This window comes from Methylobacterium sp. Gmos3, from assembly GCF_056430985.1.
In genome coordinates this window covers 226,844-248,909 of the sequence record NZ_JBWJYL010000005.1, presented here as the reverse complement: position 1 = coordinate 248,909, position 22,066 = coordinate 226,844, and the positions used below count along the sequence as shown (strand labels likewise).

15 protein-coding genes are annotated in these 22,066 nt (G+C 70.5%); 3 read left to right on the top strand and 12 right to left on the bottom strand.

Features of this window, described 5'->3' with window-relative positions:
* Positions 1-12: 12 nt before the first annotated feature.
* The 8 genes from ACS5Q7_RS12350 to ACS5Q7_RS12315 all read right to left on the bottom strand — a co-directional run bounded on the left by ACS5Q7_RS12350 (position 13) and on the right by ACS5Q7_RS12315 (position 10,325).
* Positions 13-969, bottom strand: a complete 957-nt coding sequence (locus ACS5Q7_RS12350) for an alpha/beta fold hydrolase (protein ID WP_478339601.1) — start codon at positions 967-969, stop codon at positions 13-15.
* Positions 970-1,046: 77 nt separating this feature from the next.
* Positions 1,047-2,396: an MFS transporter gene (locus tag ACS5Q7_RS12345; protein WP_478339600.1), complete on the bottom strand. Its 1,350-nt coding sequence runs from the start codon at positions 2,394-2,396 to the stop codon at positions 1,047-1,049.
* 173 nt (positions 2,397-2,569) lie between these two features.
* The gene (locus tag ACS5Q7_RS12340) at positions 2,570-3,376 is read right to left on the bottom strand and encodes an enoyl-CoA hydratase/isomerase family protein (RefSeq protein ID WP_478339599.1); all 807 of its coding nucleotides are present in this window, start codon (positions 3,374-3,376) and stop codon (positions 2,570-2,572) included.
* Positions 3,377-3,422: 46 nt separating this feature from the next.
* A complete protein-coding gene (locus tag ACS5Q7_RS12335) occupies positions 3,423-4,982 on the bottom strand; it encodes an AMP-binding protein (RefSeq protein ID WP_478339598.1) in 1,560 nt (519 codons plus the stop codon).
* Positions 4,975-5,508, bottom strand: coding sequence for a (2Fe-2S)-binding protein (locus ACS5Q7_RS12330; protein WP_478339597.1), 534 nt, complete (start codon positions 5,506-5,508; stop codon positions 4,975-4,977). Before ACS5Q7_RS12330 ends, ACS5Q7_RS12335 begins: the two co-directional genes overlap by 8 nt.
* Positions 5,496-6,359 (bottom strand): FAD binding domain-containing protein, encoded by an 864-nt coding sequence (locus tag ACS5Q7_RS12325; RefSeq protein ID WP_478339596.1) that lies wholly within the window; start codon positions 6,357-6,359, stop codon positions 5,496-5,498. Before ACS5Q7_RS12325 ends, ACS5Q7_RS12330 begins: the two co-directional genes overlap by 13 nt.
* Positions 6,356-9,331 (bottom strand): xanthine dehydrogenase family protein molybdopterin-binding subunit, encoded by a 2,976-nt coding sequence (locus tag ACS5Q7_RS12320; RefSeq protein WP_478339595.1) that lies wholly within the window; start codon positions 9,329-9,331, stop codon positions 6,356-6,358. Before ACS5Q7_RS12320 ends, ACS5Q7_RS12325 begins: the two co-directional genes overlap by 4 nt.
* 136 nt (positions 9,332-9,467) lie before the next feature.
* Complete coding sequence (locus ACS5Q7_RS12315; protein WP_478339594.1) at positions 9,468-10,325, bottom strand: helix-turn-helix domain-containing protein; 858 nt, start codon at positions 10,323-10,325, stop codon at positions 9,468-9,470.
* Positions 10,326-11,072: 747 nt separating this feature from the next.
* On the opposite strand from ACS5Q7_RS12315, the gene ACS5Q7_RS12310 reads away from it, so the two are divergent.
* The gene (locus tag ACS5Q7_RS12310; protein ID WP_478339593.1) at positions 11,073-12,509 is read left to right on the top strand and encodes an 8'-apo-carotenoid 13,14-cleaving dioxygenase; all 1,437 of its coding nucleotides are present in this window, start codon (positions 11,073-11,075) and stop codon (positions 12,507-12,509) included.
* 167 nt (positions 12,510-12,676) lie between these two features.
* Positions 12,677-13,879, top strand: a complete 1,203-nt coding sequence (gene nhaA / locus ACS5Q7_RS12305) for a Na+/H+ antiporter NhaA (RefSeq protein ID WP_478339755.1) — start codon at positions 12,677-12,679, stop codon at positions 13,877-13,879.
* 67 nt (positions 13,880-13,946) lie between these two features.
* Here nhaA and ACS5Q7_RS12300 read toward each other — a convergent pair whose 3' ends face one another.
* Complete coding sequence (locus tag ACS5Q7_RS12300) at positions 13,947-15,260, bottom strand: DUF2254 domain-containing protein (RefSeq protein ID WP_478339592.1); 1,314 nt, start codon at positions 15,258-15,260, stop codon at positions 13,947-13,949.
* A 110-nt stretch (positions 15,261-15,370) separates the two neighbouring features.
* Between ACS5Q7_RS12300 and ACS5Q7_RS12295 the strand changes: the two genes are divergently transcribed.
* Positions 15,371-16,624, top strand: a complete 1,254-nt coding sequence (locus ACS5Q7_RS12295) for a cation:proton antiporter (protein ID WP_478339591.1) — start codon at positions 15,371-15,373, stop codon at positions 16,622-16,624.
* A gap of 315 nt (positions 16,625-16,939) precedes the next feature.
* On the opposite strand, the gene ACS5Q7_RS12290 is transcribed toward ACS5Q7_RS12295, so the two are convergent.
* The 3 genes from ACS5Q7_RS12290 to ACS5Q7_RS12280 all read right to left on the bottom strand — a co-directional run bounded on the left by ACS5Q7_RS12290 (position 16,940) and on the right by ACS5Q7_RS12280 (position 21,810).
* Entirely contained in the window at positions 16,940-17,482 is a 543-nt protein-coding gene (locus ACS5Q7_RS12290) for a TetR family transcriptional regulator (protein ID WP_478339590.1), read from the bottom strand.
* Between the two features lie 132 nt (positions 17,483-17,614).
* Positions 17,615-20,728, bottom strand: coding sequence for an efflux RND transporter permease subunit (locus ACS5Q7_RS12285; RefSeq protein ID WP_478339589.1), 3,114 nt, complete (start codon positions 20,726-20,728; stop codon positions 17,615-17,617).
* On the bottom strand, positions 20,725-21,810 hold the full coding sequence (locus ACS5Q7_RS12280) for an efflux RND transporter periplasmic adaptor subunit (RefSeq protein WP_478339588.1): 1,086 nt from the start codon (positions 21,808-21,810) through the stop codon (positions 20,725-20,727). Before ACS5Q7_RS12280 ends, ACS5Q7_RS12285 begins: the two co-directional genes overlap by 4 nt.
* Positions 21,811-22,066 lie beyond the last annotated feature (256 nt).

The following is a 22,066-nucleotide window of genomic DNA, read 5'->3' as shown; positions in this document are numbered from 1 at the left end:
AGGCGACCGTTCTCAGGGTCTCACCGAGACGTCCGAGCGGCCCCTCAAGACGTGAGCGACGAAGCGAGCGATGACGTCGGCGGTGTCCGCCAAGGATTCGCGATGGGGGTGGTGGCCGACATTCGCCATCTCATGGACGGTCAGCAGGCCGGCGGGACACAGTCTGCGGGCCGCGGCGATCTGGGCGTCTGTTCCGTAAGCGTCCTCCGTTCCCTGGATGATGAGGGCCGGGACGGTCCATCGCGTCAGGTCCGTCTCGATGGTCCATCCGCGCCGGGCCGGATCCAGCCACGCCTCGTTCCAGCCGCGAAAGGCCCCCTCGACATCGGCATGCCGCCGGCCGAGACGGGCCTTCAGATCCCCCTTTTCGTAGGCGTCCCGGGCCCGTCTGGCCCCGGCCAGCGTCGCCTCCTCGACGAAGAAGTGGGGCGCGATCAGGATGCCGCCGCGCACGCGCGTATCGCCCCCGGCCAACGCAATGGCCGCGATCGAGGCTCCATCGGAATGGCCGATCAGCAGGCCGCTTCGCAGCCCCGCGAGGGTGAGTACCTGGGGAAGGATCGCGCGGGCTTCGTGTTCGAGAAAGTCGGCCCGGCGGGGCAGGGGCACCGGGCTCGAGACGCCATAACCCTGCCGCGAGAAAGCCAGGACGCCGCATCCGGTCTTCCCGACCAGGATCTCCGGCAGCGGACCCCACTGCATGGCGGAACCAAGACCCTCGTGAAGCAGCACCAGCGTCGGCGCCACGTCCGGCTGCGGACCGACGAAATGGTATTCCAGTCGAAGGTCGGCCAACGCGAAGGTGCCGAAGGTGTCGAGATGGATCATGCCATCTCCGCCTTCAGCCTCTCCGCGATCCTTTCCGGGATCATCAGCGTCGGGACGTTCGTATTCGCGCTCGTGCGGGACGTACTCATTCCGTTCATGCGCCTCTACACCAGCTTCTTGTTTCCGCATCGATCCAGACACGGCTGAAGCCTTCGTCTGGATCGATGCATTCGGGAGGCGAGGCATCCTCGTCGGCGGCCTCCCGCCGGCTCGGGTCGTCAGGCCCGGTCGAGATTGCCCTGCGTCTCGCCGGTCAGGAAGGCACCCGCGAGATAGACCAGGGTGACGCCGGTCATGACGACGGCCAGCACCATCGGAATCTGCGTCGGCCCATCGGCGATGAGGGAGACGAACGTCGGCAGCATGCCGCCGAGGGCGAAGCCGATGTTCCAGGTCAGGCCCGTTCCCGTCGCCCGTACCGCCGTGGGGAATTTTTCATTGAGGAAGATCAACAGCGGCGCGTAGCTGGCGTTGGCAATGAGCGAGAGAAGGAAGGCACAGGCCGCGATGCCCATGAGGCTCGTGGCGTTCGCCATGGTGAGGAAGAGGGCGGGAAGGGCGAAGAGCCGGATCACCCCCATCAGCAAGAACGACCGCTTGCGCCCGATGTGCTGGCTCAGTTCGCCCATGCCGCAGGCGCCGATCGCCGCCGCCACGTTGGCACCGATCAGGATCATCGAGGCGGTGGCGTTCGGTACGCCGTTCACGAGCTTGAGGAGGGTCGGCAGGTAGCCGGACGTGAGGTAGTAGGCCGCGCCGCCGCCGAAGGAGATGAGGGTCGCGACCGCGAAGCTTCCCCGGTTGGACGGCGAGAACAGGGCGCGGATCGGCGAGGCGTCCGCCGGAGCGCCTGCCCGGAGCGCGGCCTTCCGGGCCTGGAGATCCTTGAAGATCGGGGATTCCTCGAGATTGCGGAAGAGAATGAGGCCGATCACCGAGGTCAGGAGGCCCGAGAAGAACATCAGCCGCCAGCCCCAGTCGGCGAAGGCCTCGCCCGGCGCCATGAGTGACACGATGGAGAAGACCAGGGAGGCCAGGAGGCCGCCGATGGCCGAGCCCCCGCTGCCGACCGCCCCGGACATCAGCCCCCGCCACCGCTCCGGCACGGATTCCGTACCGATCGTATGGGACGCCGCCACCACGCCGCCGACGAAGATGCCCTGGACGAGGCGGAAGAGAAGGAAGATCGCAGTCGCGAGCCAGCCGATCTGGCCGACCGTCGGCAGGAGGCCGAAGACCGCGGTCGACAAGCCGACGCCGATCACCGCCACCATGAGGGCGCGGCGGCGGCCGAAGCGGTCCGCATAGGAGCCGAACAGGGCCGAGCCGAGGGGCCGGATGAGGAGCGTGACCGCGAAGGAGGCATAGGCTCCCGCCAGCGACAGCATCGGCTTGTCGGCCGGGAAGAACAGGGCGCCGACGACGGGCGCCACGTAGAGCAAGATGAAGAGGTCGAAGAGGTCGAGTCCCCAGCCGAACAGCGAGGCCAGGACGGCCGTCGCGGTCTGGCGGCCTGTCGGCTTGGCGAGGGCGGGGGGATCGGACGCGAAGGTGGTGGCAGTGGGCATGGGGTTCCTCCAAGGGGATGCGGTCGTTGCCGCGGTGGGGCCGGTTCCGGCTCTGGGTCTGGGCGGGAGTCGTCAGGGCGCGCGCCATCGTGTCCCGCCGGGGCGAGATCGAAGCGGTGCGGTAAGGGTCACGGGGTGCGGGGAGCTGCGGCGCAGCCCCCCGGTGCGGCGGGCTAGGAGCCGGTGAAGCGCGGCGCGCGCTTGGCGTGGAACGCCTCGACGCCCTCACGGAAGTCGTCGGCCTGCCGCAGCCGGCTGTAGCAATGCCCTTCGAGCTCGATGGCGATCGAGAGGCTTGCGTCCTCGGTGTCGTTGAGGAGCTTCTTGGCGGTGCGCTGGGCGATGGGAGAGAAGGCGCGCAACTCGTCCACGAGGGCGTCGGTGGCCTTCTCCAAGTCCGCGTCGGGCACGCATTCCGTGGCGATGCCCCACTCGAGGGCCTGCCGGCCGGGGATGCGCTTCGAGCGCATCACAATGTCCTTGGTCCGCGTGATGCCGACGATCTTTTGGAGCCGGGCGGAGCCACCGGAGCCGGGGATCTGGCCGAGCTTCTGTTCGGGCAGGGCGTAGCGGCAGGTCTCGGACACGATGCGGAAATCGCAGGCCAGCGAGATCTCGAAGCCGACCCCGAACGTGTAGCCCCGGTTGGCGGCGATGACGGGCTTCGAGCAGCGGGCCGGCGCCGCCATGTTCCAGGCGAGCTTCGAGACGTGCTCGGGCGAGGCATCGAGGAAGCCCTTGATGTAGCCCCCCGAGGAGAAGTGTTCGCCCTCGGCGCGCAGGACGATGACGCGGACGCGCTCATCCTCGTCGAGGGCCTCGAACACCTTCCGGATCTCGTCGCGCTGGGGCATCGCGATGACGTTCATCGGCGGCCGCGCCAGGATGATGTCGGCGCGCTCGCGCTCGGCGTCGATCTCGACGCGGAAACCGTCGAGGTTCGTGAGACGGGGATCGATCGTGTGGGCTGCGCTCGTCATGGGCTTTGGCTCTCGCTGGGAATGCGGTGGGAGGGGGAGGGCGCGGTCAGGCGGCCTCGAAGCCTTCGGGACGGGGCTCGGCCCCGCCTTCCGGGACGTACTCGCCGGCCACGAGCTGCCGGCGGAGCAGCTTGCCGACCGGCGATTTCGGGATCTCGTCGACGAACACGTACCGGCGCGGCAGCTTGTGGCTGGGCAGGCCGCCCGCCCGGCAATGGGCGTCGAACTCCGTGGCCTCGGCGGCGGCGCGCCGCTTGATGAAGGCGGCGACGATCCGGCCCCAGCGCTCGTCGGGCAGGCCCACGACGGCGACCTCGGAGACGGCCGGATGGAGCGACAGGCGGCTCTCGATCTCGACCGGCGAGACGTTCTCGCCGCCGGTGATGATCATGTCGTCGACCCGACCAGTGACGAAGATGTCGCCGTCGGCATCGGCGAATCCGGTGTCGCCGGTGAAGTACCATCCGTCGCGGAAGGCCTTGGCGTCCGCCTCGGGCCGGCGCCAGTAGCCCTCGAACGCCTCGTCGCCCTTGGCGATGACGGCGATCTCGCCCTCGACGCCCGGCGCGGCGGGCGCGCCCGGCGCGCCCCCCAGGGGGACGATGCGGACCATGGTGTTCAGCCCCGCCCGCCCGGCCGAGCCGGGCTTCACGGCGGCCTCGTGGTTGATCGTGAAGGTGTAGACCTCCGACGAGCCGTAATGGTTGACGAACAGGTCCGGCCGGAACGCCTCGGTGAGGCGCGCGAGCAGGCCGTCGGTCATCGGCGCCCCGGCGAAGCCGAGCTTGCGCACGGAGGTCGTGTCGGTGGCCGGGAAATCCGGGTGGTGAACGAGGTCGTGGTAGAGGGTCGGCACGAGGTAGAGGTTGGTGACCCGCTCGGCCGCGATCAGCTTCAGCGCCCCCGCCACGTCGAAGCGCGGCAGGCAGACGAAGGTGCCGCCGATCAGCGACATCGCCAGGAGCGAGCGCACCCCCATCGTGTGGTAGAGGGGCATGACGCCGAGCGTGCGCTCGCCGCGCCCGTAGAGGTTCTGCGCCACATGGGCCAACGCCGCCGCCCGCTCCGCCCGGTGGCGCCGGGGCACGCCCTTTGGCTTGGCGGTGGTGCCGGAGGTGTAGAGCATCAGCGAGATCGCCTCCGCGTCGGCGCGGGGCGTCGCCGGGGCGGCTTCGGTGGCGGAAAGATCCGCGAAGGCCGTCTCGCCGGGGCCTGGGGCCGTGCCGACGGCGATGCGGGGAATGCGCTGCGCCTCCGCGCTGTCCCGCAGGCTCGCCGCCGAGACCGGCTCGTAGGCGATGGCCCGGGCCTGCGCGTTCTCGACCGTGAAGTCGATCTCCTCCGATTTCGCCCGCCAGTTGATCGGCGTGATCACGATCCCCGCGAACTGGCAGGCCCAGTGCAGGGTCGCCGCCTCGTGCCGGTTCTGCAGGACGGTGACGAGGTGATCGCCGGGCTTCAGCCCGAGCCGGTCGAGTCCGGCCACGGTCGCGGAGATCACCGCGAACCACTCCGCATAGGTCAGCCGGGTCTCCCCATCGACGAGGGCCAGCGCCCGCGGATCGCGGGAGACGCTCGCCAGGAAGCTGGTGCCGAGATCAAGCATGGGCGTCCTCCTTCGGCGACGGGGCCGGGATCTCGCCCCTGAGTTCGGCGGCCGCCTCCAGGGCGGCCTCGATGATCGGCGCGTAGCCGGTGCAGCGGCAGAGATGGCCGCCGATGACCTCGGTGATCTCGCGGCGCGACGGGTTCGGCCGGAAGGCGAGATAGGCATCGAGCGACATCAGGATGCCGGCGGTGCAGAAGCCGCATTGCAGAGCGTGGTGGCGGCGGAAGGCCGCCTGGAGCACCCCGAGCCGGCCGGGCTCCGGCGCAAGGCCCTCGACGGTCCGCACGTCGCAGCCCTCGACCCCCACCGCGAGGGTCAGGCAGGCCCGGGCCGGCACGCCGTCGATGGAGACCGTGCAGGCGCCGCAGACGCCGTGCTCGCAGCCGACATGGGTGCCGGTGGCGCCGATCCCGTGGCGGAGGGCATCCGTCAGCAGGGTGCGGGTCTCGACCGAGACGCTGGCCTCGCGCCCGTTGAGGGTGAAGGTGACCGTGTGACGGCCCTTCGCGTCTAGCTGTGGCATGGCGCGGCCTCCTCGTTGGTGTCGCCTCTGGCCACCCTGGCGGCCTGTTCCAGCACCCGGCGCCCGAGGCTGCGCACGAGGTCGCGGCGGTAGCGGGCGGTGGCGTGGAGATCGTCGCCTGCGCCGAGATCCCAGGCGAAGGCGTTGAGGGCGTCGTCCAGCGCCGACCCGTCGAGATGGGGGAAATCCCGGGCGGTGGGCCGGTCGGCGACGCCGCCGACGGCGAGGCGCATCCGGGTCCCGTCCACGACGGCCGCGCAGGCGACGATGGCGTAGTCGCCGTGCCGCCGCCCGACCTCGGCGAAGGCGGTGCCGGTGCCCTCCCTGCGGAGGGGATAGGCGATGGCCTCGATCATCTCGTCGTCGGCCTTCTCGGTCACCATCATGCCGGTGAAGAAGGCTTCCGCCGCGACCCGCCGGGCCTTCCGGCGGCTGCGCAGGTGGACCTCGCCCTGAAGCGCCACGAGGCAGAGGGGAATCTCCGCGCTCGGGTCGGCATGGGCGACGGAGCCGCACAGGGTCCCCCGCGCCCGCGTCTGGAGATGCCCGACCCAGGGGAGGGCGGCGGCCAGCAGCGGCAGGTCTTTCGCGAGCCCCGGCCGGTCGAGAAGGATCGCCTGCCGCACGCCCGCCGGGACGACGAGGGCGTCCTTCTCGCGGCGGGGCTCCTTCAGGGCGGGGATGCGCATCACGTCGACCAGCACGGCGGGCTTCGTCAGCCGCATGTTGAGCATCGGCATCAGGGATTGGCCGCCCGCGATGATCCGGGCCTCGGGGCCGTGCTGGCGCAGGGCGTCCAGGGCCTCGTCCAGGGACGCGGCGCGGAGGTAGTCGAACGGAGCGGGCTTCATGCCGAGACTCCCAGGCGCGCGAGCAGCCGGCGCAGGACGGCCGGGAGGCGGGACGAGCGGCCGGTCGATCCGCCGGCCCGGCGGGCGAGGGCGGTGAAGAACCCTCCGATGATCACCCGCGCGGCCCCGTCGAGGAGGCGTCCGCCGACCGCCGCGACCTTGCCCCCCACCGCCGCCTCGTAGACGTAGGCGATCCGCGTGCCCCCGGCGCCGTCGGGCTCCAGGGTGAGGCGGCCGGTGCCGCCTCCGCTGCCGAGGCCGCCCGTGACGGTGCCGGTGAGCGTCGCCGCGCGGGGGGCGTCGAGGTCGGAGAGGATGACCTCGGCCTTGTAGCGGCCCTTCACCGGGCCGACGCCGAGGGTGACGTCGGCCTGGAACCGGGTGTCCGAGAGCTTGCGCACCCCGTGCGATCCGGGGATCACGGAGGCGAGCACGTCCGCGTCGAGGAGCATCGCCCAGACCGTCTCCGGCGGGGCCGTGACGGAGGCCGAGCCCTCGCCGCGCAGGGTGCGGTCGCCGGGCTTGGCGGCGGGTTTCGGGGCGGCGTGGCCGGCGGGGGGCGCCCGCTCCTCCCCGCCCGCCGCGAGGGCCGCGAGCTTGGCCGGCGTCAGGGGCAGGTCGATGGCCGTGAGGCCCAGCGCGTCGGCCACCGCGTTGGCGAGGCAGACGGGGGTCGACATGCAATTTCCCTCGCCGACCCCCTTGGCGCCGAGCGGCGTGAAGGGCGACGGGCTCTCGACATGCAGGATGCGCAGGTCCGGCACCTCGGTCGCGGTCGGCAGCAGGTAGTCGGCGAAGGTGCCGGACAGGAAGGCGCCGTCGTCGCCGTAGGAGAGTTCCTCGTAGATCGCCGCGCCGAGCGCCTGCGCGAAGCCGCCGCGCACCTGCCCCTCGACCATCCCCGGATGCAGCACGCGCCCGCAATCGTGCATCGAGACGTAGCGGTCGACGACGATCTTGCCGGTGATCCGGTCGATCTCCAGGCCGCAGATGTCGAAGATGAAGCCGTGGCAGAGGGAGGAGTTGATGTGATCCTGCGCGTCCGGCGCCGTCAGCTCCGGGGGCGTCCAGAACACCGTCTCGCGGATCGCCGCGCCGACCTCGTCCGGCACGAGGCCCGGCGACCAATGGCTGGTGGCGGCCACCCGCGCGAAGGGCAGGCCCGCATCCGGGTTCGATCGCGAGGCGATGCGCCCGCCCGCGAAGACCAGATCCTCCGGGCGCAGGTTCAGCTGCGCCGCCGCGATCCGCGCGAGCCTGTCGCGCAGGCGGGTGGCGGCGAGGTGCGCGACCCCCGCCACGGCGGCGGCGAAGCGGCTCGCGTAGTTGCCGGAGGCGATGGACCACGCGTCCTTGGCGGTGTCGAGGTCGGCCGTGACCCGGACCTGCTCCATCGGAATGCCGAGCACGTCGGCCACCACCTGGGCGAGCACGGTCCGGTGCCCCTGTCCCTGGGGGACGGAGGCGACCTGCACCGTCACCGAGCCGACCGGATCGAGGGTGATGGTGGCGGTGGATTGCGCGCCGTTCTTCGGCCCGGCCTTGGCGCGCTCCTCCGCCGTCAGCACGGTGGTGATGTAGCCCATGTTGGAGACGCTCGGCTCCACCGCCGCCGTCAGGCCGATGCCGTAGAGGCGCCCTTCGGCCCGGGCCGCCTCGCGCCGTCGCTTCAGCTCGTCGAGCCCCCCGTCGCGGGCCGCCTCGTCGAGGGCGCGCTGGTAATCCCCGGAATCGTAGAGGGCACCGGTCGCGGTGCGGTAGGGGAAGGCGTCGGCCGGGATCAGGTTCCTGCGGATCACCGCGAAGGGATCGAGGCCCAGCGTCAGGGCGATGCGCTGCATCAGCCGTTCGAGGGGGTAGTAGACCTGCGGCCCGCCGAAGCCGCGCACGAGGCCGGTCGGGGTCTTGTTGGTGAGCACCACCCGGTTGCGCACGGCGACATGGCGGATCGCGTAGGCGCCGGTGAGGTTGCCGTGCATCCGGTAGAGCGTCGCCGGCTCGGGCGCCCGGAGGTAGGCGCCGCAATCCTCGATCTGGTCCCAATCGAGGGCGGTGACGCGCCCCTCCGCGTCGAAGGCCGCCGTGAGGGTCGTGACCCGGTTCGTCGCGGAGACGGAGGCCGACAGGTGCTCCAGCCGGTCCTCGATCCACTTCACCGGCCGGCCGACGAGGCGGGCCGTGGCGGCGATCAGCACCGCGTAGGGTGCGACGCCCTGCTTGACCCCGAAGCTGCCCCCGGAATCCGGCGGCGTGCGCAGTCGCAGTCGGTTGCCCGGCACCTTGAGGGCGCGGGCCACCACCGCATGGATGCTGAACGGCCCCTGGAAGTTCGCGAGCACGTCGTAGGAATCGTCGGTGGGATCGTAGGAGGCGACGACGCCGTAGGTCTCCATCGGCGAGCCGGTGTTGCGCGGGTAGCGCACGTTCACGGACAGGGTGTGCGGGCTCCCGGCGAAGGCGGCCTCGGGGTCGCCGTAGCGGAAGCGGCGGTCGCTCACGAGGTTGGCGCCGACGCCCTCGTGCAGGATCTCGCTCTCGGGGGCGAGGGCGGCGACGGGATCGATCACCGCCGGGCGCACCCGGTACTGCACGTCGATCAGCTCGCAGCCGTCCTCCGCGAGGTAGCGGTCGTGGGCGACGACGATGGCGACGGGCTCGCCGACATAGCGCACCCTGTCCACCGCGATGGCGCGGGCATCGACGGCCGCCCGCACTGCCGGGACGAGGCCGGTGGTGATGTCGGTGAGGTCGCGGCCGGTCACGACGGCGACCACGCCGGGCAGCGCCCGCGCCGCCGCCGTATCGACGCTCAGGATGTCCGCGTGGGCGTGGGGCGAGCGCAGGATCGCCGCGTGCAGCGTGCCCGGCCGCGTGCCGAGGTCGTCGATGTAGCGGCCGAGCCCGGAGAGCAGGGCGGCATCCTCGACGCGCTCCACCGATCGTCCGACATAGGTCTTTGGCACGATGCCCAACCCGCTTCCTCCGCCGGACCTCTCGATGGGGTCCGTAATGTGCGGAGGATGGCGGGTGCGGGCGGGCGCTGCGATCCCAAGGCGTCTCGCGACTTACCGAAACGTCTCATTTTGGCGGCGGGGCCATCGCGCGCCGTCAGGCCGTGGGCTGGCCTCCCCGCCGGACGATGCCGCGAAAGATGCTCGGGGGGACGCTGACGTGATCCCGGAAGAAGCGCGAGAAATGCGCGGGCGCGGCGAAGCCGAGGCGCGTGCCGATCGCGGTGATGGGCTCCTCGCTGCCCACGATCGCCGCGACGGCCTGCTCGATCCGGATCGCGTTGAGAAAGACGTGGGGCGGGGCGCCGGTGGATTGCTCGAACAGGCGGTAGAACTGGGCGCGGGACAAGCCCGCCTCGCGTGCCAGCGCCTCGGTCCCGAGCATGGCGCCGGGCTCTGCTCGCACCCGCGCGATGGTGCGGCGGATGCGCCAATCGCCGGCCTTGTGCCGGGCGGCGGCGCGCAGGGACTGGGCCTCCTCCCGCCAGGCCGTGAACCGCTCGATCACGGCGACCATCAGGCCCGACAGCAACTCGTCCTGGATGTGGGAGGAGTGCGGCGCGTAGACCATCTCGGCGGCGAGGTCGTGGGCGAGCCGGCGGATCGTCGGTGTGATGCCGCCCGACGGTTGTCCGAAGAAGCCGGGCGCCCCGCTCGCGGCCCAGTTCCGCCGGAACGCGCCGAGCCAATCGGGCTCGATGTACAGGGCCAGGATCATCGCCTTGGCCCGCCGCGGATCGTGCAGGTAGGCGTGGGTCTCCCAGGCGTTGACCAGGACAGCCTGTTCGTCGGTGAGCGCGACGACCCGGTCGCCGACGAGGAACTGCGTGTCGTCTCCCTCGACCTTCAGGAGGACGTGGCAGTGCGGGTGCGCGTGGCGGACGAGGCTGCGGTCCATGTCGAGGAGCGCGACGCGACCGAAGGCGCCATGCGCGATCTCAAGAGCCTCGGACATCAATACTGTTTAGCACGGTCACAAGATCGCAGCCAGATCCCGGCCGGGCCGCTCGTCCCCTCACGGCGCCGTCCGTGGCGTACCGATTCTCGCGAGCAGCCCCATGAATTCCGGCATCGGCGGGAAGCCGATCAGGAACGCCGGATCAGCGCGTGCCGCCGGAGGTGAAGCTTCCCGCGCTCGTCGCGTTGACGGGTGGAGGAACCGTGCGTAGACGGCCATCCATGATCCGTCGCGCCAGCCACTCCGTGAGCTATCGCCCGCCCTCACCATAGGGCGGCTGCGTTCGGTCACGACCGACGATCATACCAAGCCGCCGCATTCCGGCGGCTCTTTCATTGTCAGACAGGTCTCCGGGGGCGGCACGTCCACGACCGACGAGAGACCCCAATGCCTTCCAGTCGACCTGCCTTCATCCCCGCGATCGGCGACCGCCGAACTGAGCCCGATGCCCCGTGCCTTTTCGAGGTCGAGCACGGCGATACGGTCATTCGGATCGCCGATGATTGGGACGGCCACGTCCTGATCGAGCGGCTGTACACTGCCCTGCGGAAAGCCCGCCACGCTCGGGACGGAGCGGGTCCCCTCGGGGAGGCGAAGTCTTCTCAGGAAAACACGTCGGCAGAGCCTCCGGCGACCTGAGCGACCTGTCCGCCATGGGGCGCAAGCGGACGCGACGATCGTGTCGGCTTTCGGGTATGGTGGAATGACTGTTGTGCCTCCTGCCTGGGCCGGGTCTCACTGCCGATGCTGAACCGAGTCCATGCGGCCTTCCGCGCTGCGGCTGAGGCGGGTGTCGGCCTTGTGGCGGCCTGCAACCGGCTGCGCCTGCCCGGATCCGCAAACCCCTTCGTCGTCGGTGTCCACGCACCGATGCGCGAAGAGCTGGCCCTGGCGGACCTGCCCGTCACCGGAACGATCCCCCCTCGGCTCGATGGGCTCTACCTCAAGATGGGGGCCAATCCCGTCCTTCCGGCGACACGGGGGCACGACTGGTTCCTCGGCGACGGGATGGTGCATGGTCTCGCGATCCAGGGCGGACGGGCGCTCTGGTATCGCAACCGGTGGATCGGCTCGCGCAAGGCCGCCGCCGCGCTCGACCGGCCTGCCGCGCCGGGGCCGCGACGGGGCGACGACACGGTCAACACGAACATCGTCGAGATCGGCGGCCGGATCTTCGCCCTGGTGGAGGCCGGCAGCTTCCCCGTCGAGCTCTCGCGGACCTTGGACAGCCAGCGCTACAATCCGTTCGACGGAACCCTGACCGGTTCCTTCAGCGGGCACCCGCATCGCGACCCATCGACCGGCGAAACCCATGCGATCGCCTATGACGGCCGCGTCTGGGATCGTGTCCGCCACGTCGTCCTTTCGCCAACGGGCGAGGTCGTGCGGGATGTGCCGGTATCGGTCGAGCACGGTCCCTGCATCCACGATTGCGCCATCACCGCGCGATTCGTGATCGTGCTGGATCTGCCCGTCACCTTCTCGTTCCGGGCCCTGCTCGCCGGGTACCGCTTCCCATTCCGCTGGAACGCCGGCCACAAGGCCCGCGTGGGCCTCCTCCCCCGGCAAGGGGAGGGGGCCGACATCCTCTGGTGCGATGTCGCGCCCTGCTTCGTGTTCCACACCGCCAACGCCTACGATGCCGCTGACGGGCGGGTGATCGTCGATGTCGTCGCCTACGAGACGGTGTTCGCGTCGGCCGGGGGCGGACTCGACGCTCCCGGCCGGCTCGAACGCTGGACGATCGATCCTGCGACGCGGCAGGTCGAGCGGCGGGAGCTCGACCCTGCCGCGCAGGAATTCCCCCGCATCGACGAGCGGCGTCTCGGGCAGCGGCACCGCTTCGTCTACTCGGTCAGCGTTCCTGCGGACGGCAACACGCAACTCGCGGGCGCGACGCAGCTCTACAAGTACGACCTGGAGACGGGCGAGCGCCGCGTGCACGAATTCGGACCCGACCGTATCCCGGGAGAGTTCGTCTTCGTGCCGGCGCACGAGGGGGCGGATGAAGACGAAGGCTGGCTCGTCGGCCTCGTCATCGACACCGCCAGCGACACGACGGACTTCACCATACTCGACGCGCGCGCCTTCGAAGCGCCCCCCGTCGCCGGGATCCGCCTCGGGCACCGGATTCCGCCGGGCTTCCACGGCAACTGGTTCCCGGCGCGCGATCCGGCTTGAACAAAGGGAGCGCCGAGGCCGCCGTTCGACTTCGCCCGCCCCGCCGCCACGCCCGCATGTTGTGCCCGCTCGATTTCGATGCGATAGGCCGCCTCGGGTGCGCGGTCCGTGGGTCGGATCGGCAGGTCGAGCGCTGGTCGGGCCGCCAGCGCCGGAGAATCGTGCCTGTGCCGTCCCCCTCGCATGCCGTTCCACGTCCGCCTCGCCGAAGCCTGTCGGCGCTCCGCGACATGCTCGTCAGCGAGGCCGGCGGCGGCCTCGTCCTGATGGCGAGCGCCGCGCTCGCCCTCGTGGTGGCGAACTCGCCGTGGGCGGACGCCTATTTCGCCGCGCTGAAGGCCTATCTCGGCCCGCTCTCGGTCCTGCACTGGGTGAACGACGCCCTCATGGCGGTGTTCTTCCTGCTCGTCGGGCTGGAGATCAAGCGCGAGGTGCTCGACGGGCGCTTGCGCACCTGGCCCGACCGGGTCCTGCCCGGGCTCGCCGCGCTGGGCGGCATGGCCGCGCCGGCCCTGGTCTACGTCGCCGTGAATCGGCACTCGCCCGAGACGCTGCGGGGGTGGGCGATCCCGGCCGCCACCGACATCGCCTTCGCGCTGGGCGTGCTGGCGTTGCTCGGATCGCGCGTGCCCATCTCGCTCAAGATCTTCCTGACGGCGCTCGCGATCATCGACGACCTGGGCGCCGTGCTGATCATCGCCCTGTTCTACACCGCCGACCTGTCGCTACCGATGCTGGGCGGGGCTGCGGCGACGCTCGCCGCGCTCTACGCGCTCAACAAGGCCGGCGTGGCGCGCCTGTGGCCCTACCTGCTGCTGGGCGTCGTCCTCTGGGTGTTCGTGCTCGCCTCGGGCATCCACGCGACCATCGCCGGCGTGCTGTTGGCCCTGACCATCCCGCTGCGCCTCAGCGTCGGCAAGCCGGACGATCCGACCTCGCCCCTGCACATCCTGGAGCATGCGGTCCATCCCTGGTCGGCCTACCTCATCCTGCCGGTCTTCGGGTTCGCGAATGCCGGCGTGTCGCTGGCGGGGATCACGCCGGGGATGCTCCTCGACCCGGTGACGCTCGGCGTGGCGCTCGGCCTGTTCGTCGGCAAGCAGGTCGGCGTGTTCGGCCTCGTGCTGGCCGCCGTGAAGCTCGGGCTGGCGCAGCGCCCCGCCCATGCCGGCTGGTGGCAGGTCTACGGCGTGTCGCTCCTGTGCGGCGTCGGCTTCACCATGAGCCTGTTCATCGGCCTGCTCGCCTTCGCGAACGCGCCCGAGCTCGAGGCCGAGACCAAGGTCGGCGTGCTGCTCGGCTCGCTCGCCTGCATGGCCGCCGGAGCGCTGGTGCTGCGGTTCGCCCCGGCCCGCCCGGCCCACCGCTGAGCCCAAGACCGGCCGCGCCCCGACGATGCGCGGCGCCTCATTCGACCCCCCCGAACCCGGTGAAGCCTCATGCCTCGTGAGTTCCCGCGGCGTCGTCCCCCGGTCCGGTGCCGCGCATCCGGTGGTAGCGCTCCTCCAGGTCGGCGAGGTCGGACGGGTCCGCCACGTCGCGGCGGGCGGCGGCGATGACGAGGTCGGCATGCCGGACGAGGTCCGCCGCCCGGTCCGGCTTCGTCTCGACCTCGGCGACGCGGGCGAGCACGTCAAGCATACGTCCGAGCACGTGGACCGAGCCGGCCGCGTTCTGGCGGATCATGTGGAACATGGCATCGCACAGACCGTCGTAATCCGTCACCGGATGGACGAGCACGGCTCTTCCCTCGCGCAGGGTGACGCCGGTCGGCAGGTGTCGCGGCGCGATCCGGCACAGGGCGTCGCCGAGGTGGTCCACCACACTGCCGGCGGTGAACGGGTCGTTGATGCCGGGCGACAGGGCCCGAACCGCGATCTCGACCAATTGCCGGACCGAATATTCCGGGTCTTGGAGCGCGGCCGGGCGGCGCCCCAGCGTCACCGCATCGAGGATGGCCACCTCGGCGCCCTCGACCGGCGCGGACAGGAACGCGATGGGGAAGCCGCTCGGCACGTAGTCGCCCGGCCGCACCCGCAGGGTGACCCTGATCCCGCGCTCGTGGGCCCAATCCGCCAGGGCGTCCTCGTCGAGGGCCTGCACGTAGCCTCCGCCGGTCGCGGCCACGGCCCGTCCGGCCTGCGCGTCGTCGGTAAGGGCGGCCCCGGGTTCGTCACCGGTATGGGTCGCGATGGCCTTGCAGAGGTCCTGCTGCACGGCATCGACCACGGTCTCGATGTTGATGCTGGTGGCGATGTGGTGGACGAACCAGACCAGCGTGCCGACGGCGATGAGCGCGAGGACCAGGGCGCCGGTGATGGCTAGGTGCGGGACGAACGGGTCCTCCTCGACGGTGCGCACCGTGCGCAGGACCATCAGCGCGTAGGCGAAGGTCCCGAGGAAGATGCCGAGCACCGTCTGGTTGCGGGCATCCCGGATGAAGTTGCGCAGGATGCGGGGACCCATCTGGCCGGAGGCCAGGGTCAGGGCCGCGATGGTGATGGAGAAGGTCGTGCCGGCGACCCCGATATTCGAGGAGGCGATGGCGCTGAGCAGCGCCCGCGCGCCCTCGGCCCCGCCGGAATACCCCCAGTTCGTATCGGGCGAGGAGGGGTCGAAGCCGACGAGGTGGGCCGTCTCGAGCCAGACGCCGAACTGGGCCAGCACGATGCAGCCGAGGACGACGAGGGCCGGGCGAAGCCAGAACAGGTCGCCGAGGGTTTCCAGCCAGGCTTTGACGCGCGCGTTCATCGTTGCGGACCCAAGCTTCCCGAGCCCGGCAACGGACGGCACGGAGGGGCGTTCCGATCGTTGCCCATCGAACGCGGTGGTCCGTCCGGCGCGAGCGTGAAGGAACACCCTTGATCTCGATCTTCGACCTGGCGGCTCTGCTGCTGACCCTGTCGGCCCTGTTCGGCTGGCTGAACCGGCGCTTCCTCCGGATGCCGCACAGCATCGGGCTCCTGGTCATGGGATTGCTCGCTTCGCTCGCGCTCGTGCTCGCCGACGTCGTCTTTCCCGGGCAGCATCTCTACGAGGACCTGACCAGCGTCCTCGATCAGGTCGACTTCACCGGCGTCGTCATGAACGGCATGCTGGCCTTCCTGCTCTTCGCCGGCGCCCTGAACCTCGATCTGCGCGCCTTGCGCGACCGCGCCCGCGCGGTGGCGACCCTTGCGCTGCTCGGGACCGTCATTTCGACCGCCCTGGTCGGCGGGGCGTTCTGGGTGGCGGGGCAGGCGCTCGGGAGCCCGGTTCCAATGGCCTGGGCCCTCGTGTTCGGCGCCCTCATCAGCCCGACCGACCCGGTCGCGGTGCTGGCCACCCTGAAGAACGTGGACGTGCCGGAAGCCCTCGAAGTCGAGATGCAGGGCGAGGCGCTGTTCAACGACGGCATCGGCATCGTCCTGTTCACGGTGCTGGTCGCCTTCGCGGGCGGCAAGGGCGGCGAGGCGACCGGCGTGGGAGGAGTGGCCGCGCTCCTCCTGCACGAGGCCGGGGGCGGGGTGTTGCTGGGTGTCGTCACCGGCTACGTCGCCTACCGCGCGATGAAGGCCATCGACGATTTCCCCGTGGAGGTGCTGATCACCCTGGCCCTCGTCACCGGCACCTACGCCCTGGCGCAGAAGCTCGGGGCCAGCGGCCCCCTCGCCGTCGTCGCGGCGGGATTGCTGATCGGCGAGCGCGCGCCGCGCTACGCGATGAGCGACACCACCCGCACCTACGTCTCGGCCCTGTGGACGCTCATCGACGAGGTTCTGAACTCGGTCCTGTTTCTCCTCATCGGCCTGGAGGTGCTCGTCCTGCGCTTCCAGGTCTCCGGGCTGGCGCTGGCCGCGTGCGCCGTGCCCATCGTGCTCGTCGCCCGCCTCGTGGCGGTCTCGGCTCCGGTGCTGCTGTTCCGCTGGGGTGGAAGCCTCTCCCTCGGGAACGTGCCGTTCCTGACCTGGGCGGGCGTGCGCGGGGGCATCTCGGTGGCGCTCGCCCTGTCCTTGCCGGAGAGCGGAGCCAAGCCCGGCATCCTGGCGGCGACCTACGCCGTGGTGCTGTTCACCATCATCGTGCAGGGTTCGACCCTCGGCCTCGTGGCGCGCCGGACCCTTCGCGCGCGCTAGCGCGGTTTCGGGAAAACTCGGATCAAGCTGCGTCTCCCGTCTTTGCGAGCGAAGCGAAGCAATCCAGGGATCCGCCACATCCGTTCAGGTCCCGCTGCCCTGGATTGCTTCGCTGTCGCTCGCAAAGACAGTGAAGAAGGTGATCCGGATCAAACCGAAACCGCGCTAGACGGTTGTCCGCCGTCTCTCGACCGATGGGGACTGCCAGGCAAACCGTCGAGATTTCGGCAGAGGGCCGTGTGCAAGCCGAATCCGGGGAAGCCGCCCACACGCCTCTCGGCCTGGTTGAGGGATTCAGCGCGGTGCCGGACCGTCTCAGCCGGTGATGGTGCTGCGCGCCGCCGTCAGCAGCTCGTCGGCCAAGGCCTCGTCGTCGACGCCGCGCGCCAGCACCACGGCGCCGACCATGGTCGACAGGGCCATCAGCGACCGCTGCCTGCGCCGCTCCTTCGAAGCCTTGGGCAGGCGGTCGGCGATGAGGCCGGCGAGCCCCGTGACCGCCTGGGTGAACCGCGACCGCAGGACGCTCCCGGCGGGCTCGCGCGCGATGTCGTTGGCCAGCGCCGCCACGGGGCATCCCCGGCCGGGCGTGCGCACATGGCCGACCGACAGGTAGTTCTCGATGAAGGCGTCGAGGTTCGCCTCGTATTCGTTGCGGATCGCGGCGTCGAACGCCTCGGCCGCGAGGGCATCCTTGTTGGCGAACTGGCCATAGAAGCCGCCATGGGTCAGGCCGGCAGCGGCCATGATGTCCACGACGCCGATACCGTTCAGGCCACGCTCCCGGAACAGGGAGGATGCGACCTCGACCACCCGTTCGCGGTTGAGCTTGGCCTGCTCCTGCGAAACCCTCGGCATCCCATCGTCCTTCGCCGTCTTTGCCATCCATATGGATGCATGTGATCATTTATCAAAGCATCGTTCGGAGCGATCTCCCAAGCGGAACCTGTGCGTCCCATGGACGGGCCGTCGACGGCTTTCGGGCGCGCCTCAGGTCCCGGTCGGCGCCGGCAACGTGCCGGTTCCGGCCGCGCTTGCCCTGCCGCGCGGTTCCCGCGCCACCCGAAACCAGAGGGCGTAGAGGGCGGGCAGGAACAGCAGGGTCATCAGCGTCCCGACGCCCACGCCGCCGATCAGCACGTAGGCCAACGCTCCCCAGAACACGGAGTGGGTCAGCGGGATGAAGGCCAGCATCGCCGCCGCCGCCGTCAGGATCACCGGACGGGCCCGGCGCACCGTCGATTCGACGATGGCGTCGTAGTCCCTCAGGCCCGCCGCCTGGTCGTGATGGATCTCGTCCACCAGGATCAGGGTGTTGCGCATGAGGATGCCCGACAGCGCGATCAGGCCCAGGATCGCGTTGAAGCCGAAGGGCTGGTGGAAGGCGAGCAGCGTCGGGACGGCGCCCACGAGGCCGAGCGGCGCGGTGGCGAACACCATGAACATCGTCGAGAACGAGCGCACCTGCAGCATGATGACCGTCAGGGTCACGATCAGCATGATCGGGAACACCGCGACGAGGGCCGTCATCGCCTTCGCGCTCTCCTCCACCGAGCCGGCGGTGTCGATGCGGTAGCCCGGCGGCAGTTTCGCCTTGATCGCATCGAGCTTCGGGAAGATCTGCGCGTGGACGTCCGGCGGCTGGAGGCCGTCGAGCACGTCGCCCTGCACGCGGATGGAGGTCTCGCGGTTGTAGCGCTTGAGCACGGCATCCTCGTTCCGGCTCTCCAGATGCGCGACCTGCGAGACCGGGACCTGGCGCCCGTCACGGGTGGTCAGCGTCAGGTCGCCGATGTCGCCGAGGGAGCGGCGTTCGGGGCCGGGGCTGCGCAGGACGACGTCGACCGAGCGCAGGTTCTCGCGGACCTGCGTCGCGGGCGTGCCGTTGAGGTAGCTCTGCAATTGCTGGCCGGCCTCCTTCGGCGTCAGGCCGATCAGGCGCAGGCGCTCCTGATCGAGGGCGAGGTGCAGGGTCGGCGTCTTGTTGCCCCAGTCGAGGTGGACGAGGCGCATGTTGGGGTTGGCCATCATGACGTCGCGCACCTCGGCGGCGATGCCGCGGACGACGGTGAGGTCGGGTCCGACCACCCGGAAGGCGACGGGGAAGCGCACCGGCGGCCCGAACACGATCTGCAGCACGCGGACCCGTGCCTCGGGGAAGCGGCCCTCGTCGACGAGCTTGCGGACCTTGATCCGCAGCGCGTCGCGGGCATGCGAGTCGGCGGTCTGCACGACGATCTGCGCGAAGGCGGGATCGGGCAGTTCCGGATCGAAGGACAGGACGAAGCGCGGCATGCCCTGCCCGATGTAGCTCGTGATCTCGCGCGCCTCGGGGAGTCCGCGCACGGCCGCCTCGATCGTCTTGACGCTGGCCTCCGTGGCCGCGAAGGCGGAGCCGGTGGGCAGGGTCACCTCGACGATGAGTTCGGGGCGCTCCGAGTTCGGGAAGAACTGCTTCTCGACCTTGCCCATACCGACGACGGACGCCGCGAACAGCGCCACGGTGATGCCGGCGGCCATCCACTTGTGGTCGACGGACAGGCGCACGATCCGGCGCAGGCGCTGGTAGTTCCTGGTGGCGTAGATCGCCCCGTGGCCGCCTTCGACCTTTTTGATGTTCGGCAGGAGCTTGACGCCGAGATACGGCGTGAAGGTCACGGCCACGATCCACGAGACGATCAGCGAGAAGGCCACCACCCAGAAGATGTTGCCGGCATACTCGCCCGCCGTGGAGGCGGCGAAGCCCACGGGGAGGAAGCCGGCGATGGTGACGATCGTGCCGGTCAGCATCGGCGCGGCGGTCGAGCGCCAGGCATGGGTCGCCGCCTCGATCCGGTCGTAGCCCTCCTCCATGCGCACCACCATCATCTCGATGGCGATGATGGCGTCGTCGACGAGCAGGCCGAGGGAGATGATCAGCGCGCCCAGCGTGATGCGGTCGAAGTCGCGGCCGGTGACCATCATCACCACGAACACCGCCGAGAGGGTGAGCGGCACGGCCAGCGCCACCACGAGGCCGACCCGGAAGCCCAGCGCCACGAGGCTCACGAAGATCACCACGCCGAGCGCGGTGAAGAACTTCACCATGAACTCGTGGATGGCCTCGTCGATGACCTTCGCTTGGTCGGTGATCTTCGTGAAGGTGATGCCGGTCGGGAGGTCATGGTGGATTGCCACCTCCTCGGCGTTCAGCGCCTCGCCGAGGGTGAGGCCGTTATAGCCCGGCTTCATCACGAGGCCGAGCACCAGCGCCGCTTCGCCGTCGTTGCGGATCGCGAAGGTCTTCGGGTCCTCGTAGCCGCGCTTCACCTGCGCGATGTCGCCGAGCTTGAGGCTGCGGTCCCCGGCCGTCACGGGGAGGTCGCGGATCGCGTCGAGGCTGTCGATGGCGCCGTCGAGGCGCAGGTACACCCGCGGGCCATCGGCCTCGACGAAGCCGGCCGGCGTCACGTCGTTCTGGTTGGCGAGCGCCGCGAGGAGCTGCTGGCCGGTGATGCCCAATGTCGCGAGGCGCTGGTAGGAGATTTCGACGAAGATCTTCTGTGCCTGCTCGCCGAGGATGTTGATCTTCTCGACGCCGGGCACGCGCAGCAGGCGCTGGCGCAGGTCCTCGGCGCGCAGCACCAGGGTCCGGTGGGGCAGGCCCTGCGCCTGGAGCGCATAGAGCGCGAAGTAGACGTCCGAGAACTCGTCGTTGAACAGAGGCCCGAGCACGCCGCGCGGCAGGCTGGAGGCCTGGTCGGAGAGTTTCTTCCGGGTCTGGTAGAATTCCGACGGCAGCTTGGCCGGCGGCATGTTGTCCTTGAAGTACACCTTCATCAGCATCACGCCGGGGCGGACGGTCGTCTCGACCCGGTCGTAGTAGACGAGTTCCTGAAGGCGCTTCTCCAGCGGGTCGGCGACCTGACGCTGGATCTCGCCGGTGGTCGCGCCGGGCCATGCGGCCGACACGACCATGGTCTTGACCGCGAAGGTCGGGTCCTCGGCGCGCCCGAGCTTCTCAAAGGCGAAGACGCCCGCGCCGACGAGGGCGATCAGGAGGAACAGCGTGACGGCGCGCTCGCGCACCGCCAGGGCCGAAAGGTTGAAGCGGGAGGCGCTCATCGCCCGGCCTCCGCGACGCTCGCGTTGGCCAGCCGCACCGTCTCGCCGGCCTTCAGCAGGTGGGCGCCGAGGGAGACGATGCGATCACCGGGCCTCAGGCCCGAGGCGATCTCCGCGCTCTCCTCCGAGAGGCGCGACACGGTGACGGGCTGGGCCGCGACGGTCTGCGTGCCGGCGTCGTAGCGCCAGACGGCGGAGCCGCCGCCCTGGTCGAACAGGGCCCCGAGGGGTACGGACACGGACGACGCCGCCTCCGTCGTCACGGGCTTCAACCGCAGGGTGACGGTGGCTCCGAGGGGCGCGGTCTCCCCACCGCCGGAGAGGATGTAGCGGGCGCGGTAGGTGCGTGTCGCGGGATCGGCCGTGGCCGACAACTCCCGGAGCCGGGCCGGGTAGGTCGTCTCGCCCTCGGCATAGAGCGTGGCCGACGCCGTGCCCTTCGCCAGATGCCGGCTGCCCTCGGGCAGGAACACCTCGGCCTCGCGGGCGCCGTCCCGGGCCAGCTTCACCACCGTCTGCCCGGCCGCGACGACCTGTCCCGGCTCGCCCGGCACCTCCATGACGACGCCGTCGGCATCGGCCTGGAGTTCGGAATACCCTGCCTGGTTGGCGATCTGGCTCGCCTGCGCCTCGGCATTGGCGAACTGGGCGACGGCCGCGTCCGCCGCAGCCTTGTTCTGGTCGTAGGTCTGTTTCGAGGTCCAGCCGTCGCCGACGAGCCTGCGGCTGCGCTCCTCGTCGGCCTTTGTCTTGATCATCTGCGCCCGGGCCGCCTCGACGGAGGAGCGGGCCGCGTTGAGGGCCAGGGTGAAGTCGGTCCTGTCGAGGCGCATCAGCGGCTGGCCGAGACGCACGTGGTCGCCCGGATCGACGAGGCGCTCGAAGATCTTGCCGCCCACCCGGAAGCCGAGGTTGCTCTCGGTGCGCGCCCGGATCACCCCGGTGTAGCGCGCGACGGCCCCCTCGGCGGGCGCGACCTCGGCGACCTGCACCAGGGGCGGCTCCGGCGTCGCGGCCGTCTGAGCCGGCGAGCAGGCCGAGACGGCTAAGCCGGTCAGTACGATGACGAGTCTCGCATCCATCGCCAGTTCCCCCGTGGGCCATCGACGGTTTGATATGACGACCGTCATCTATTATGGCCATCATCTATCGTCAAGGGCCTGGCACGCGACGCTTCCGGGGCAATCGGGCGTCGCGCCTCGGACGGGGACAATGGCGACGCCAGGGACGGTGAGACGTCCTCGACGCTCAGGGTGCTGTGTTGCCGGTGGATTGGGGTTCGGCCCGAGCCGAGTGCAGTTCCGCGGTGACGGCGCGGTGGAGGAAGCGGCGCTCCCC

Bases quoted from the DNA above. Each gene is read 5' to 3' on its own strand.
- ACS5Q7_RS12345 (WP_478339600.1), bottom strand. From the start codon at position 2,396: ATGCCCACTGCCACCACCTTCGCGTCCGATCCCCCCGCCCTCGCCAAG.
- ACS5Q7_RS12340 (WP_478339599.1), bottom strand. From the start codon at position 3,376: ATGACGAGCGCAGCCCACACGATCGATCCCCGTCTCACGAACCTCGAC.
- ACS5Q7_RS12335 (WP_478339598.1), bottom strand. From the start codon at position 4,982: ATGCTTGATCTCGGCACCAGCTTCCTGGCGAGCGTCTCCCGCGATCCG.
- ACS5Q7_RS12330 (WP_478339597.1), bottom strand. From the start codon at position 5,508: ATGCCACAGCTAGACGCGAAGGGCCGTCACACGGTCACCTTCACCCTC.
- ACS5Q7_RS12325 (WP_478339596.1), bottom strand. From the start codon at position 6,359: ATGAAGCCCGCTCCGTTCGACTACCTCCGCGCCGCGTCCCTGGACGAG.
- ACS5Q7_RS12315 (WP_478339594.1), bottom strand. From the start codon at position 10,325: ATGTCCGAGGCTCTTGAGATCGCGCATGGCGCCTTCGGTCGCGTCGCG.
- ACS5Q7_RS12310 (WP_478339593.1), top strand. From the start codon at position 11,073: ATGCTGAACCGAGTCCATGCGGCCTTCCGCGCTGCGGCTGAGGCGGGT.
- ACS5Q7_RS12300 (WP_478339592.1), bottom strand. From the start codon at position 15,260: ATGAACGCGCGCGTCAAAGCCTGGCTGGAAACCCTCGGCGACCTGTTC.
- ACS5Q7_RS12290 (WP_478339590.1), bottom strand. From the start codon at position 17,482: ATGCCGAGGGTTTCGCAGGAGCAGGCCAAGCTCAACCGCGAACGGGTG.
- ACS5Q7_RS12285 (WP_478339589.1), bottom strand. From the start codon at position 20,728: ATGAGCGCCTCCCGCTTCAACCTTTCGGCCCTGGCGGTGCGCGAGCGC.
- ACS5Q7_RS12280 (WP_478339588.1), bottom strand. From the start codon at position 21,810: ATGGATGCGAGACTCGTCATCGTACTGACCGGCTTAGCCGTCTCGGCC.